The sequence below is a fragment of the Paraburkholderia silviterrae genome (assembly GCF_004353915.1).
GTDB lineage: Bacteria > Pseudomonadota > Gammaproteobacteria > Burkholderiales > Burkholderiaceae > Paraburkholderia > Paraburkholderia silviterrae.
Map to the genome: position 1 here is coordinate 219,617 of NZ_SMRP01000010.1, position 15,070 is coordinate 234,686.

Annotated in this window: 11 protein-coding genes; 8 read left to right on the forward strand and 3 right to left on the reverse strand. The window is 67.2% G+C overall.

Annotated elements, in window-relative coordinates; all coding sequences use genetic code 11:
• Positions 1–137: 137 nt before the first annotated feature.
• Positions 138–2,372, reverse strand: a complete 2,235-nt coding sequence (locus tag EYW47_RS20980) for a SulP family inorganic anion transporter (protein ID WP_133196752.1) — start codon at positions 2,370–2,372, stop codon at positions 138–140.
• Positions 2,373–2,636: 264 nt separating this feature from the next.
• On the opposite strand from EYW47_RS20980, the gene EYW47_RS20985 reads away from it, so the two are divergent.
• Positions 2,637–5,942 carry an adenylate/guanylate cyclase domain-containing protein gene (locus EYW47_RS20985; protein ID WP_133196753.1) on the forward strand — a complete coding sequence of 1,102 codons (3,306 nt, stop codon included), beginning with the start codon at positions 2,637–2,639 and terminating at the stop codon, positions 5,940–5,942.
• Positions 5,943–6,055: 113 nt separating this feature from the next.
• On the opposite strand, the gene EYW47_RS20990 is transcribed toward EYW47_RS20985, so the two are convergent.
• Positions 6,056–6,400 carry a hypothetical protein gene (locus EYW47_RS20990; RefSeq protein WP_133196754.1) on the reverse strand — a complete coding sequence of 115 codons (345 nt, stop codon included), beginning with the start codon at positions 6,398–6,400 and terminating at the stop codon, positions 6,056–6,058.
• 100 nt (positions 6,401–6,500) lie between these two features.
• Here EYW47_RS20990 and EYW47_RS20995 point away from each other — a divergent pair, with 100 nt between their 5' ends.
• Positions 6,501–7,448, forward strand: coding sequence for a pseudouridine-5'-phosphate glycosidase (locus tag EYW47_RS20995; protein ID WP_133196755.1), 948 nt, complete (start codon positions 6,501–6,503; stop codon positions 7,446–7,448).
• A gap of 94 nt (positions 7,449–7,542) precedes the next feature.
• Here the strand turns inward: EYW47_RS20995 and EYW47_RS21000 are convergent, their stop codons facing one another.
• The gene (locus EYW47_RS21000; RefSeq protein ID WP_133196756.1) at positions 7,543–8,475 is read right to left on the reverse strand and encodes a LysR family transcriptional regulator; all 933 of its coding nucleotides are present in this window, start codon (positions 8,473–8,475) and stop codon (positions 7,543–7,545) included.
• Between the two features lie 98 nt (positions 8,476–8,573).
• On the opposite strand from EYW47_RS21000, the gene EYW47_RS21005 reads away from it, so the two are divergent.
• From EYW47_RS21005 to EYW47_RS21030, 6 genes are read left to right on the forward strand one after another with little or no spacing between them, the layout of a single operon-like run.
• On the forward strand, positions 8,574–9,542 hold the full coding sequence (locus EYW47_RS21005) for a PDR/VanB family oxidoreductase (RefSeq protein WP_133196757.1): 969 nt from the start codon (positions 8,574–8,576) through the stop codon (positions 9,540–9,542).
• A gap of 30 nt (positions 9,543–9,572) precedes the next feature.
• Positions 9,573–10,328 carry an SDR family NAD(P)-dependent oxidoreductase gene (locus tag EYW47_RS21010; RefSeq protein WP_133196758.1) on the forward strand — a complete coding sequence of 252 codons (756 nt, stop codon included), beginning with the start codon at positions 9,573–9,575 and terminating at the stop codon, positions 10,326–10,328.
• Between the two features lie 20 nt (positions 10,329–10,348).
• A complete protein-coding gene (locus tag EYW47_RS21015; protein WP_133196759.1) occupies positions 10,349–11,410 on the forward strand; it encodes an aromatic ring-hydroxylating oxygenase subunit alpha in 1,062 nt (353 codons plus the stop codon).
• Positions 11,407–12,225, forward strand: coding sequence for an alpha/beta fold hydrolase (locus EYW47_RS21020; protein ID WP_165976632.1), 819 nt, complete (start codon positions 11,407–11,409; stop codon positions 12,223–12,225). Before EYW47_RS21015 ends, EYW47_RS21020 begins: the two co-directional genes overlap by 4 nt.
• 47 nt (positions 12,226–12,272) lie before the next feature.
• Positions 12,273–13,652: a nucleobase:cation symporter-2 family protein gene (locus EYW47_RS21025; protein ID WP_133196761.1), complete on the forward strand. Its 1,380-nt coding sequence runs from the start codon at positions 12,273–12,275 to the stop codon at positions 13,650–13,652.
• Positions 13,649–15,043 (forward strand): amidohydrolase family protein, encoded by a 1,395-nt coding sequence (locus EYW47_RS21030; RefSeq protein ID WP_133196762.1) that lies wholly within the window; start codon positions 13,649–13,651, stop codon positions 15,041–15,043. The genes EYW47_RS21025 and EYW47_RS21030 overlap by 4 nt, the downstream gene beginning before the upstream one ends.
• Positions 15,044–15,070 lie beyond the last annotated feature (27 nt).

Consider the following 15,070-nt stretch of genomic DNA (forward strand, 5'->3'; position numbering starts at 1 on the left):
GGTTCTCGTCGCAAGTTTTTGTTGTAGATTCTCGTCGTAGCGCCACGCAATGGCGCCGCAGGCTGAATGCCTGCGGCGCCATTTTCTTTGGTGCGGAGCCGAGGCGAGCCGAGCACAAGGCCCCCTGCGCCTGCCGCTCAGTAGGCCGCGCGCAGCGCCTCACTGGCAAGGGCAAGCCGCGACGCGATGACCTTCACCATAAATCGATGAAATTGCTGCGCGGCCGCGGGGTCGTCTTGCTCGAGCGCGGCAAGCGCGGCCAGCGACAGCCTGCGCACGCGTGTCGGCATCTCGGCGAACACATCGGCGCTGCGCGGCTGCTGCGTGTACATGGCCATTTCCCCAACCACCGTGCCCGGCAGGCAGGCGCGCAGCCTCACCGACCGCCCATTGCCGCGCGGCAGCAAGACCGCGACTCGCCCACGCTCGATGATGTACAGCGCATCGCCGGGCTCCCCGCGAAGAAACAGTGGCTGGCCCGCCAGCAGGTCACGCACTTCAAGCCGCGTGGAAAGTGTGTTCAGTGCACTGGCCGTGAAATGTGGCGCAAGCATCGCGTGCAGATCGTCACCGCGCTTCGGCGCGCTCGCGCTCGAGGCGAGCAGCTGGTCTTCGATCCATTCCAGGCCCGCATCGAGCGTGTCGAATTCACGAATCCGCAGATTGAGCGTGCCGGTTTTAGTCAGCAGATCGCGCGAGCGCAGCGGCAACGCGGTCAAGATCAAGTCCGCGTCCATTGCCGCACAGAGCTGCCGCAGCTTGACGAAGCTGATCGATACCGACGCGTCGATGCCCTGGGTCGACGCGAAATCGAGCACGACAAAGCGGACCGACGCCGCATGACGTTTGGCAAGCCGCTCGCGCAAACGCTGGAGGATCGAATTGGCCGTGCCGAAGAAGAGAAACCCTTGCAGGCACATTCCGCACACCTGTGCGCCGAGTCCGCGCAGTGCTTCGGTTTCCTCAATGTTGCGCTCGACGTTCGAGGTCCGGGCGCGCAGGTCGAACTCCATCCTTATGCAACTGACCCGGCCGTAGAGCAGCGTGAACATCACGCACGCGGCAACGACGCCTGCGACCACGCCGATGATCACACCCCAAGCCGCGATCGTGCCGAGAATGACGGGCACGAGCAGGTACTCGTACCAGCTGAGCTTCGCCCAGGCGCCGACAAGCCACTGCACGAGCAGGCGCAGCCCCATGAACAGCTGCAGGCCGACGAGCACCGGCACCGGAAAGAGCGCAACGAGACCGGGCAACGCGGCCAGCGCGACAAGACACGCGAGCGACGCGAACACGCCCGCCAGCCGGCTCGTCGCGCCCACGCGCGCGTTGAGCATCGAGCGATTGAACGACTGATAGCCGACCATTCCGCCCAACAGCCCGCTCGCGAGATTGGCGAGTCCCGCGGCCCGCATCTCGCGATTGAGGTCGACCTCCTCGCCCGTTGCCGCGCCGATGGCCGTCGAATTCATCAGGATGGTGACCGCCGAGGCCGACGTGACCACGAGGCTCTCCGGAAGGTGCGCGGCGATCGCCTGCCAGTCGATGCCGCCGTGCGCGAGCTGCGCGCTCAGGTGCAGCTCCGGTAGCCCTGCGAGCCGTAACGCCGCGCGCGGCAGCAACAGCCCCATGCCGCGCGCTTCGTCGATCGACAGGCCCGCGCCGCGCAGCAGCACGTAGAACAGGACGATCCCGAAGGCCAGCGTGAGCGGCAGCGCGGCGACGTGCTTCCAGCTGCGCGTCAGGACGGTGGCCAGCACGCCAACCACGAGCGCAGGGAGCCACGCGAGCCAGTGTAGATGCGTCAACAGCACGAGCGTGTGCCATTGCAGCGCCTCGCCCGTCATCACGCGGAACGCGCCGGCGAGGAGCAGGTAGCCCGTGCCGGCGAGGAATCCGCCCAGCACCGGATAAGGCAGGAATTGCAGCGAGCGGCTGCGCCTTGACGAGCCGATCGCGTAGAGCACGATGCCGGTCACGAGCGAACAGAGCGCGATCGCGATCAACACGGTCAGGAGGAGCGTCTGCGAGGAGCCGCCGTCCGCGCGCACGCTGCTCGCGACGCCTGCCGCCACGCCCGCGAGAAACGCCGCCGCATTGCTGTCGGGGCCGCCGATGTTCAGGCGCATCGAGCTCGTCAAGGCAATCACGAGCGCCGTGACGACACAGCTGACGAGCGCGGTGGGCACGCCGAGCATTGCGTAGCGGGCGAGATCGGCGCTGAAGATCATCGTGCCGAGGCTCATCGCGTAGCACAGCATGACGAGCGCCGATACCGCTCCGGCGGCCAGATCGCCGGGCAGCCCCGCGACGCGCGAGCGGGAGCGCGGCAGGACGTCGGAGACGGAAACGGTCTTTCCCGGCTTCACGTGAATTCCCGGTGGAATGCAGCGGTGCGATGGGGAACGGCTCAGTATCCGTCCGCGGCCGAAACGCTGTCAAACGCCATACGCCGCCCCTGGCGGGCGCCTACACTGGGTATTCATCGGCACGTTTCCCTGCGAGGCTCGGGCCGTTCGCATCGGTAACCGGCGCGTTTTTCGTCTGCACTTTGAGCCTGCGGGAAGCAACCGGAAGCGGAACCGGGCGGCACAGCGGCGCGTGCCGACCGGCATTGGATGCAGGCGGCGAACATGGATATTGAGCAGTGGCTGCACGTCCTCGGGCTCGAGCAGTACGCGCAAGCGTTCGCGGCAAACGATATCGATCTGCCGCTGCTCGCGCAGCTAACCGATGCCGACCTGAAAGAGCTCGGGGTGCAGTCGCTTGGCCATCGCAAACGCATCCTCGCGGCCGCCGCGCCAGACTCGGCGGCCGCAGCCGGGCCGGCGGCGCACGCGCCCAGCGCCCAGGACGCCCCCGCGGACGAACGCAGGCAAGTCACGATCCTCTTCGCCGATCTCTGCGGCTTCACCGCGCTGTCGCACACGCTCGATCCGGAAGAGCTGCGCGCGTTGATCGGCCGCTACACGGCACTCGTCGACAGCATCGTGCTCGCCTGGGGCGGCACGACCGACAGGCACATCGGCGATGCGGTGATGGCGCTGTTCGGCGCGCCCCGCGCGCACGAGACGGACACGCTGCGCGCGGCCCGCGCGGCGCTCGACATCCATGACGCGCTCACGCAGCTGAGCGCGCAGGCCGCGCGCGCCTTGCAGGCGCATATCGGCATCGCGAGCGGCGAGGTGGTCGCGGGCGCGCTCGGCTGCGTCGACGCGCGCGACTACACCGTGACCGGCAATCCGGTGAACCTGGCCGCGCGGCTCCAGGCCACGGCGGCGCCCGGTGAGACCTGGGTTTCCGATGACGTGGCGCGCGCGCTCGGCGACGCCGCCGTCTGCGACGCGCTGGGCGAGCAGCATTTCAAGGGCATCGACATGCCGGTGCGGGTGTGGCGGCTGCGTGCCATCGAGAGCGAATCGGCCAATGAAGCGGCGAAGGCGAGGCAGAGCCGCTTCGTCGGGCGTCAGGCCGAGCTCGAGCAGTTTCACGGTATCGTCCACGCGTGCGTCGCGAGGCAGGCCGGGCACGTCGTGCACGTGCGCGGCGAAGCGGGCATCGGCAAGACGCGTCTTGTCGACGAGATGCGCCGCTACGCGCACTCGCAAGGTTTCGCGATCCATCGGGGTCTCGTGCTCGACTTCGGCGTGGGCAAGGGGCAGGATCCCGTGCACGCGATCGTCAGCAGCCTGCTCGGCCTGCCCGCCGGCGCCTCGTGCGACGCGCGCGAGGCCGCCGCCGCGCGCCTTGCCGCCGCGGGCGTCGTCAAGGCCGGGCAGCAGGCGTTTCTCCACGACCTCCTCGGCCTGCCGCTCGCTGACGAATGGCGGGCCCTCTACGACGCGATGGACCACGGCGCGCGCAAGCGCGGCAAGCAGGCGCTCGCCGCGAGACTGGTCGACGACGCGTGCAGGCAGGCGGCGACGCTGATCGTCGTCGAAGACCTGCATTGGGCCGACCCCGAAGTGCTGGCCTATCTCTCGGCCTTCGCCTCGGGCATCGCGAACGGCCCGGGCCTGCTCGTGACGACCTCGCGCGTGGAAGGCGATCCGATCGATGCGGCCTGGCGCGCGCGCTGCCGGGACACCCCGTTCGCAACGATCGATCTCGGGCCATTGCGCCAGGACGAGGCGCTGAGCCTCGCGGGCAACTTCATCGACGCGACGCAGCGTGTCGCGCTCGCCTGCATCGAGCGCGCGGGCGGCAACCCGCTGTTCCTCGAGCAGCTCTTGCGCAACGCCGAGGAAGGCAGCGGCGGCGCGGTGCCCGCCTCGATCCGCAGCCTCGTGCTCGCGCGGATGGACCGGCTCGCGCCACACGACCGCCTGGCCTTCCAGGCGGCCGCCGTGATCGGCCAGCGGTTCGACATCGCGCTGCTGCGCCGGCTCATCGACGATCCTGGCTACGTCTGCGGCGGCCTGCTCGCCAACGCGCTGGTGCTGCCCGAGGGCGAGGACTTCCTGTTCGCGCATGCGCTGATTCAGGAAAGCGCGTACTCGACGCTGCTGCGCGCGCGCCGGCGCGAGCTGCACCGCTGCGCGGCCGACTGGTTCGCACACGGCGACCCCACGCTGCACGCCCAGCATCTGGACCGCGCCGAGGACGAACGCGCGCCGCGGGCCTATCTGGCCGCCGCGCGCGCACAATGCGAGGCCCACCTGGTCGAGGCTGCGCTGCGGCTCGCCGAGCGAGGCCTCGAGATCGCGCAGACAGACGCGGACCGCCACGCGCTGAGCTGCTGCAAGGGCGAGCTCCAGCGCGACCTCGGCGACATCGCGGGATCGATTGCCACCTGGCGCGCGGCGCTGGCAGCCGCCCCCGACGACGCCAGTCTGTGCCGCTGCCAGCTCGGGCTCGCGGAAGGCCTGCGCGTGAGCGAAGGGCTCGACGAAGCGCTAGACCTGCTCGCGGCCGCGCAGCGGATTGCCGAGCGCGAGAACCTGGTGGCCGAGCTCGCGAGCCTTCACTACCTGCGCGGCAACATCTTCTTTCCGCTCGGGAAGATCGATGCCTGCAGCGCCGAGCACGAACTCGGGCTCGCTTTCGCACGGCGGCTGGGCCAGCCGGAAGCCGAGGCGCGGGCGCTCGGCGGCCTTGCCGATGCCGCGTACGCACAGGGGCGGATGCGCACCGCGTTCCGCCATTTCAGCGATTGCGTGGCGTTGAGCCGCGAGCACGGGTTCAGCCGCATCGAAGTCGCCAATCGTCCGATGCAAGGCTTCAGCCGCATTTACCTGAACGATGCGCGCGAGGCGCGCGAAGACGCCGTTGCCGCCGCGCGCGCCGCCGAGTTGATCGGGCAGCCGCGCGCGCAATTGCTGTGCGAGACGCTCGGCGTGTTCGCCTGCTACGAGCTGGGCGATGGGCCGGGTGCGCGGGTCCATCTGGAGCAGGAAATGCGCGTGATCCGGCAATTGGGCGCACGGCGGTTCGAAGTGCAGAACCGCGAAATGCAGGCACGTGTATGGCTCGCCGACGGACGCCGCGGAGAAGCGGTGAAAGCGCTTCGCGAGGCGCTCGCGATCTCGCACGAAGTGGGCACACAGTTCTGCGCGCCGAAGGTCCTGGGCGCCCTCGCCTGCGCGGTCGACGAGAACGACGAGCGTGCGCGGCTCCTGGCGGACGGCGAGAACCTCCTGCACCTGGGCGCGGTCGGCCACAACCACCTGTGGTTCTACCGTGACGCCATCGAAGCGATGCTCTCGGCCTGCGATCCGGCCGGCGTGCTGCGCTACGCGAGCGCGCTCGAGGACTACACGCGGCGCGAGCCGCTGCCCTGGGCCGAGCTGTTCGTGGCGCGCGGCCGTGCGCTCGCGCCCACCCTGCACCAGCCCGCCGACGAAGCCGTGCGATGCGAGCTCGGGCGCGTGCGAGCCGGGCTGCTGCAAGCGGGCTTTCTGCACTACCTGGCCGCGGTCGATGCGGCGCTCGCGGCTTGAGGCGAACATCAAGCCAGCACCGCGTGCCGATGCTTCCTGCCGATTGAGGGCGTGAGGGATTGAGGGATTGAGCCCGCGCGTTCGCTGGCCACAGCGCCCGAAGCTCGCACCGATCACCGCCCGCTCAGCAGCCGAAGGATTTTCTGCACGATGGCTTCGTGGCGCTCGAGCGCCTCAGCGAGCGTGCTCGCGCCATAGCTCTCGTTGTCCTCCGGCGCTTGCATTCCGGCGATGCGCGTCACGAAGAGCGCGGCTTCCCCACCCTTCGCGTCGGCCACACCGCGAAAGCGCGTCGTGACCGTCACGCCGGACTCTTCGAGCAGCGTGCGGCGAAAGACCAGATCGTTCTCGGCCATCCAGCGCGACCACTCGCTGCGGTCGAACACCTCGACAGGCCGGTTCTTCGCATCGAGGACGTAGATGCGTTCACTCTGGGGCGGGACGGAGCGGGATTTCATGATTGGGAGGCACAAGGCGCCGAGCGCTCGACAATGAGCCGTGAAGCGGCCCCATGCGGCATACTCAAGTCCAGTTCAGGATACTCGAAGAGCCACGGACATGGTTACAGACCTCGCACGCTCCTGGTTGACGTTCAGCCCCGCTGTAGCCGCTGCAAAGGCCGCTGGCCGTCCGCTCGTGGCGCTGGAGTCGACCATCATCGCCCACGGCATGCCGTACCCGGAGAACGTTCGCACCGCGCGCGAAGTGGAAGCGCTGATCCGCAAGCTGGGCGCCGAACCCGCGACGATTGCGCTGATCGCTGGGCGAATCCGCATCGGCCTTTCCGACGACGAGCTGGAGCTGCTCGGCCGCTCGGATCAGGTCCACAAAGTCAGCCGCCGCGATCTGCCGGCCGTGCTCGCCAGCGGCGGCCTCGGCGCCACCACGGTGGCGGGCACGATGATCTGTGCCGCGCTGGCCGGCATCGAGGTCTTCGTCACCGGAGGCATTGGCGGCGTGCATCGGGGCGCGCAGGAGACCTTCGACATCTCCGCGGATCTTCAGGAGTTGGCAAGGACCTCGGTGGCGGTAGTCTGTGCCGGGGCGAAGTCCATTCTCGATATCGGGCTCACCCTGGAATATCTGGAAACGCACGGCGTGCCGGTGCTCAGTTGCGAGCAGGACAATTTCGCTGCGTTTTACACGCGGGACAGCGGCTATCGCGCCGATTTCAGGCTGGACGACGCAGCGGACCAGGCACGCTTTATCCGCACCAAATGGGACTTGGGCCTTGCAGGCGGCGTGGTGCTGAGCACACCGGTCCCGGAAGCGGCGGCGATGCCGTCCGAAGAGATCGACGCCCTGACCCGGCAGGCGCTGGCGGAGGCCACGGCGCAAGGCGTCACCGGCAAGGCCGTCACCCCTTTCCTGCTCGCCCGCATCAAGGCGCTGACCGGTGGACGCAGCCTCGCGACCAACATCGCACTCATCAAACACAATGCCGAAGTCGGGGCAAAGCTGGCGCTCGCGTTGGCAGACTCGGTGCGCGGGACGGATCAGGCGTAGACGCGTGACCTGATGCGCCGCCTTTGCTCGCTGGCATGGCACGGCTCGTCTGATGAATAGCGGCCGGCGGCCCTGTGTCGCCACGAACAGGCGCCTAGCCGGACGCCGGATCGACCGGGACGGTCAACCGCGAGCGATGAGCCTCGACGTATTCAACCAGCAGCCTGTGAAACAGCTCGGCGGCCGGCGACAGCGACCTGTGCTTGAGATGGAATGCGCATACGCGTCGCATGAGCTTCGGCTTGCCGAGCGGACGATAAGCAATGCCTGGCATGTTCATCAGCTGTCGCGAATTCGCGGGCAGCACCGCGATGCCCATCGCGTTCGACACGAGCGCGAACACGGTTGACGGAAACGACGCCTCATAGGCGACATTGAGCCGGATTCCCTGGGCGGCGAGATGCGCGTCGAGGTCGCGACGGATCGGGCTGCCCGGCGAAAGCGCGATGAACGGCCATTGCGCGAGCTCGGACCACGAGACCGAGCGCTTGCGCGCGAGCGGATGTTGCTCGGGAATCAGCGCAACCAGCGTGTCGCGGAATAGTTCGGTTTCCGTAATTTCAGACTGGGCCTCCTCGTACGTGCCGATGCCGATATCGGCCTCCTCCGCCAGCAAGGCGTCCTTGATGTTCTCCTCCGCCGTGTCCCGCACTTCCACGCGCACGCCCGGATACGCGGCCTGAAATTCGCGCATGAACGGCACGAGCAGCGTGACGGCCAGCACGGACGCGCTCGCGACCGCGACCTTGCCGTGCTTGTAGGCGGCCCGCTCGCGCGAGTTCAGCACGGCGATATCCAGATCCTGCAAGACCCGTCGCGCGGAGCCGAGAAACTCGCGCCCCGCCTCCGTCACCCGAACCATCCGGGTATGGCGATCCAGCAGCTTCACGCCGAGTTCGCTTTCGAGATCCTTGATCAACATGCTCAACGCCGACGGCGTCAGATGGAGTTGTTCGGCCGCGAGCGCGAACCGGCTGCACTCGGCTACCGCGACGAATGCGCGGAGCTGGCGTAGGGTGAGATTCATCAGCGTTTCTCAACAATCGTTCAGTTTATATCGATTGTATTGGATAAATTGTCGCGCTCAAATGAGTTCCAGAAGTTTTGGAGCTAACGGAGAGAGCGATGGAATCAGTGGGGACTCTGGAGGTCGAGGTGCGCGGGATGCGCGTGGAAGCCGAGACGGTGCGCTCGTTCGAGCTGTGGCCGCTCATGGGCGAACTGCCGCCAGTCGAGGCCGGCGCGCACATCGACGTGCACTTGCCCAACGGTATCGTCCGCCAGTACTCGCTGACCAATCCGCTGGAGCGGCACCGCTACGTGATCGGCGTGAATCGCGACGCGGCGAGCCGCGGTGGATCGGTGCATATGCACGACGCACTCGCGCTGGGCACGCGCCTGACGATCAGCGCGCCGCGCAACCACTTCCCGCTCGACGAGGCCGCCGGCCATTCGGTCCTGGTGGCGGGCGGGATCGGCATCACACCGTTGCTTGCGATGGCCCGGCGCCTCACCGCGCTCGGACGCCGCTGGGATCTCTACTACTGCGCGCGCACCGCAGGCCGCGCGGCCTTCCTGCCGGCGCTGCGCGCGCTGGCTGAGGCGCATTCAGGCGGCACGCTGCACTGCGTGTTCGATGGCGAGCCCGGCGGCGCGCCACTGGACCTTCGCGACGTGCTCGCACGGCACGGCGCCGAAGCCGATTACTACTGCTGCGGTCCCGTGGCACTGATGGACGCGTTCAACGCCGCGCTGGCGTCCGTCCCGCCGGCACGCATCCACACCGAATACTTCAAGGCGCCCGAGCCCACACACGCCGGCGACGGCGCGGCCTTCACGGTGCGGCTCGAGCGCCAGCAGAAAAGCTTCGTCGTGCCACCGGAGCGCTCGATCCTCGACGTGCTGGAGGCCCACGGCGTGCCGGTCATGTGCTCGTGCCGCGAAGGCGTGTGCGGCACCTGCGAGACCACCGTCATCGCCGGCGAGCCCGATCATCGCGACCACGTATTGAGCCCGGACGAACGCGCGGCCAACCGCACGATGATGATTTGCGTCTCGCGCTGCAAGGGCGAATTTCTTGCCCTCGATATCTGAGAACCCACCCAAAGGAGGAGAGTGTTTTCCATGAATGACTCGCTGAAAGACAAGACCATCATCGTGACCGGCGCAGGCGGCAATATCGGACGCGCCTATTGCGACGAACTGATCCGTATCGGCGCGAACGTCGTGCTGGCCGATCTCGCGGACCTGTCCGGCGTCGCCGCGGAGTACCGTTCGGCAGGCGGCTCGGCGCTCGCGATCAAGCTCGACGTGGCCGACCCGGAATCGATCGAAGCGATGGCGAGGGCCGCGTACGAGCGCTTCGGCGCAATCGACGGCATCGTGAACAACGCCGGCTTTTTCAAGGGTTGCACGTTCGGCTCGTTCATGGACATTCCTGTCGACGAATGGGACCGCTGCTACCAGATCAACGTGCGCGGCGTGTGGCTCTGCTGCCGGGCGGTGGTGCCGTACATGAAGCGCAGGGGCGGCGGCAAGATCGTCAACATTTCGTCGAACACACCCTATAAGGGCGTACCCAACTTCCTTCATTACGTCTCGTCGAAGGCGGCGATCATCGGCCTCACGCGCGCGCTCGCGCGCGAAGTCGGCGAGTTCAATATCCAGGCCAACACGTTGTGCCCCGACCTGATTCCGGACCCCGACATCGTCGCGAAACAGGGAACCGCCGCCGACGAAAAGACCATCGCGCAGCGCTGCCTGAAGCGCACGCAAACGCCGGGCGACATGGTCGGCTCACTCATCTATCTGCTCGACAGCGGCTCGGACTTCGTCACGGGCCAGAGCCTGCTCGTCAATGGCGGCGCATTTTTCCAATAAGCAAAGAACAGGAGATCGACATGACCGCTCTTGCCGATATCAAGGTATCTGTCGCGAACGAAGCCGGTGCGCAGCCGCCGTTGTATCACGCGTTGCGCAAGTACTGGCACCCAGTCGCCTATGCGGGCGACCTGCTGGACAAACCGATTGGCGTGACGCTGCTCGGCGAATCGGTGGTGATCGCGCGCCTGAACGGCGTCGTGACCGCGCTGCATGGCCGGTGTCCGCACAAAGGCACGGCGCTTGCGCTTGGCGAGATCGTCGACGGCGTGATCGAATGTCCGTACCACGGCTGGCGCTTTAACGACGCCGGCAACTGCGTGCGCGTGCCCGCCCGCGAGGAAATGACCGGCGCGATCAACGCGTCGGTCGCCTGCTACCACGCGGCCGAGCACGCGGGGCTCATCTGGGTCGCCCTTGAGGCGCCCGCGATGCCGCTGCCGGACTTTCCGGAGCTCAACGATCGCGAGTATCGGGTGCTGCGCGGCGAGCCCTACGACTGGGCGACGAGCACGCCGCGACGGCTCGAGAACTTCGTCGACTTCTCGCATTTCGCCTACGTGCACGACGGCACGATCGGCAGCCGCGCCAACCCGCGCGTCGAGCCGGTCAAGGTCTGGCGCGAAGGCCATGTGCTGCGCTTTGACCGCAGCGGCGTGAAGGAGCCCGGCGTCGGCCTCAAGAAGCAACTGCTCGGCATCGAGGACGAGTGGATCGAGCCCATCAACGAGTACCACGTGACGATGCCGCATACGGTGCACCTGAAGCGGACCTTCCCGAACGGCAAACGCTATGTGCTGTTCATGGCGGCCTCGCCGATCGACGCGACCCGCACCCGCAGCTTCTGGTGGCAGGCGCGCGACTTCGGCACCGATCCCGGCTACGACGCGTTCTTCATGGATTTCGAGGCCGAGGTGCTGCAGCAGGACAAGCCGATCATCGAGTCCCAGCGGCCGGTCTGGTTCAGCTTCGCCGGGGGCGGCGAGCATGAGCGCGAGACGCCCGTGCGCGGCGCGGACGTCGTGACTGTCGAATATCGCCGCTGGCTGTTCGAGATGCTCAACGATGCGAGGGCATCGTGAGGGCGGCGGCGAGCGGCCCGGTGCGCGAAGTGTTCGTGCCGGCCGGCACGGGCGCGCTGCATGCGCTCGAGTTTGGCCGCGACACGGGCCAGTTTCCCCCGCTGGTGTGCCTGCATGGCGTGACCGGCAGCGCATGGTTGTGGCACGACGTGGCGCAGCGCTTGGGCAAGACCCGGCGCGTGATCGCCCTCGATCTGCGGGGTCACGGAGAGAGCACCTGGTCGCAATCGCACGCGTATTCGACTGAAGACCATATCGCAGACCTGGAAACGCTGGTCGATTCGCTCGACTTGCCGCGCTTCGATCTGGCCGGCCTGTCATGGGGCGCGCTGATCGCCATCGGGTACGCCGCGCGCTCGCCCTCACGCGTACGGCAGTTGGCCGTGGTCGACGTCGAGCCCAGTTTCGAGCGCGGGGAACATGAGGTCGAAGCGCGCCCTGCGTGTTTTCCGCACCGCGTGGCGGCCCTGAACCACGAGCGCCAGGCCAGTCCGGCCGCCCCCGACGCCCTGCTCAAAATCTACGCGTTCCACTCCGTGCGGCCCGCCGGCGGCGGCTGGGCGCGCAAGCACGATCCGTTCTTCCTTAGTTGCTGGCCGTTCCGGCGCGACAACCACTGGAATGCGCTGCGCGAGATTGCCTGCAGGACGCTTTTCGTGCACGGCGAGCGCAGCTTCGTGCGCGGCGCCGTGATGCGGCAGATGGCCGAGTCGTCCCAGCGCGGCGAGTTTGTCGAGATTGCCGGCAGCGGGCACCTGGTTGCACTGGAAGCGCCCGCAGCGCTATCCGCGGTGCTGGCACAATTCCTGGACTGAATTCGGGCACCTCACAATACCGACCTGAAAAAAGTGGAGAGAGACACATGAATACCGCAAGCGACACGGACGATATCGACAGAAAGCTGCCCATTGGCAGAACGCTGACCCTCGGCCTGCAGCACGTTCTGGTCATGTACGCGGGGGCCGTGACCGTGCCCCTGATCGTGGGCGGCGCGCTGCGCCTCTCGACGGAGGAGCTCGCTGCGCTGATCAACGCCGACTTGCTGTGCTGCGGCGTGGTTTCGCTGCTCCAGGCGCTGGGCCTCGGCAAGCTGGTCGGCATCCGGCTGCCCGTCATGATGGGCGTCTCCTACGCGGGCATCGGGCCGATGATCGCCGTCGGCCTGATGCCGGGCATGGGCTTGCCAGGGCTCTACGGCGCGATCATCGCGGCGGGTGTGATCGGCTTCCTGCTCGTGCCCGTGGTCATCCGGCTGCTGTGGCTGTTTCCGCCTCTGGTGACCGGCACCACGCTGACCACGCTGGGCGTGGGGCTGCTCGGCGTGGCCATCGCCTGGGCGGGCGGCGGCTACGACGTGCCCGACTTCGGCAATCCGGCCTATCTCTCAGTGGCCGCGCTCGTGCTGGCCGTCACGCTGCTGGTGGCGCGTTTTGCGCGTGGCTTTCTCGGCAATATCGCGGTGCTGGCGGGCATTGCCGCCGGCATGGCGCTCGCCATGGCGTTGGGCAAGGTGACCTTCCACGGCTTGAGCGAAACGCCGTGGATCGAGATGGTTCGTCCGTTCCAGTTCGGCTGGCCCAAGTTCGAGATGAGCGCGATCGCAACGATGGTGCTGGTGGTGATCGTGACGATGGTCGAATCCATCGGCCTGCTGTTTTCTCTCGCCATCATTCTCAACCGCAACCTGAGCCCAGCCGATTTCGCGCGCGGCCTGCGCGCCGATGCGCTGGGGGCGACCATCGGCGGCATTTTCAATGCGTTTCCCTATACGACCTATGCCCAGAACATCGGGCTCGTGGGGATCACCGGTGTGCGCAGCCGCTTCGTGTGCGTGGCCGCCAGCGGCATTCTCGTCACGCTGGCGCTGCTGCCGAAGATGGCCCACATCATTGCCTCGATTCCGCACTACGTGCTGGGCGGCGCGGCGATCGTCATGTTCGGCATGGTGGCGGCCTCGGGCGTGCGCATTTTGCAAAGCGTCGATTTCAAGTCCAACAAGCACAATATGTTCATCTTCGCCATCAGCCTCGGCGCCGGCCTGATTCCCACGCTGTCGCCCAAATTCTTCAACGCCTTCCCGCCCTTGCTCAGCCCGCTGCTGCATAGCGGCGTGCTGCTTACCGTGGTGATGGCCGTGATCCTCAATCTGTTTTTCAACGGCATGCAGGGCGCCTCGGTTCAGTTAGAGGGCGAACCACGGCCACGCCTCGATGCAACCGAGGGCAACGAGGTGGTGCAATGACTTCGACCTGTGATGTGCTGCTGAGCGGCGGCATCGTCGTCACCATGGACGACACGCGCCGCGTACTCGAAGAAGGCGCCGTGGCGATCACCGGCAATCGCATCGTCGCGGTCGATACCGCGAGCGCGCTGGCCCACTGGCGGGCGGGCACGACGGTGGATTGCCGTGGACAGGTCATCATTCCCGGGCTGATCGACTGCCATAACCACCTGTTCCAGGTGGCAGGGCGCGGGCTCGGTGACGGCATGGCGCTGTGGCAATGGCTCGGCGAATTCATGCTGCCGCTAGCGGCGGGCATCACGCCAGCCGAAGCGCTCGCGGCCGCGCGCCTGGCGGCCATGGAGGCGCTGAGTGCCGGCACCACGACCATCGTCGATAACCATTACGCGCCGGCCGACGTGCAAACCACGCTCGACATCGCCGCCATGCTCGAGCAACTGGGCTTGCGCGGCGTGGTCGCGCGCGGCATGTTCGGTCCATATACGGCGATTGCGCGCGACAACGGCCTGAGCCCCGCCCTCTTTCGCAGCGACACGGCCGACGAATTGGCCAGCATGCGGGCTTGCATGAGCACGTGGCGCAGCGAACGCGTGAAAATCTGGCCCGCACCGATCAACGTGATCTACAACGACCTCGAACTGGTTCGCGGGTCGGTCGCGCTGGCGCGCGAATACGGTGTCAAGTGGCACACGCATTGTTCGGAGGCGCGTGTCGATCCGGAGATTTACGCGCAAACGTACGGGATCAGGCCGTTCACCTGCATGGCACAGGAAGGGCTGCTGGGGCCGGATGCAACGTTTGCGCACGCGATCTGGCTGGACGACAACGAGGTGGCGCTGGTTGGAACACAGCGTTGCGGCATCGCGCACAATCCGATGTCGAATGAGTACCTCGCGTCAGGCGCGGTGCGGCTGCGGGCACTGCGCGATGCCGGCGCCACCATGGGCATCGGCGCGGACGGTGCCGCCGGGCACCTGATGGATCTGTTCCAGATCATGAAGCAGGTGGTATATGTTCAGCGCCTGGCCACGCTCGACCCGCAAGCCACGCACGCGTGGGAAGCGTTCGAGCTTGCCACGCGCGAAGGCGCCCGGCTCGCCGGCATCGACGCGGGGCAACTGGCGCCGGGCAAGCTGGCCGATCTGGCCGTGGTGTCGCTCGCCGGTGCGCACATGGCGCCCTGTTTCGACGTGGTGGCCAACCTGGTCTATTGCGCGTCCGGCAGGGATGTGTCGCTGACGATGGTCGACGGGCGCATCGTCTACGCGCACGGCAAGCCCACGTTCGCCGATCAGGATGAGGTGATCGCCGAGGCGCGCGCACGCTGCCGGGAACTGGTGGATCGGTTGGGCACACCCGTGCGCGGAACGCTGTCGAAGGTGATGGGTTAGGGCGGACTGCGCCGACGTCTTGCACGC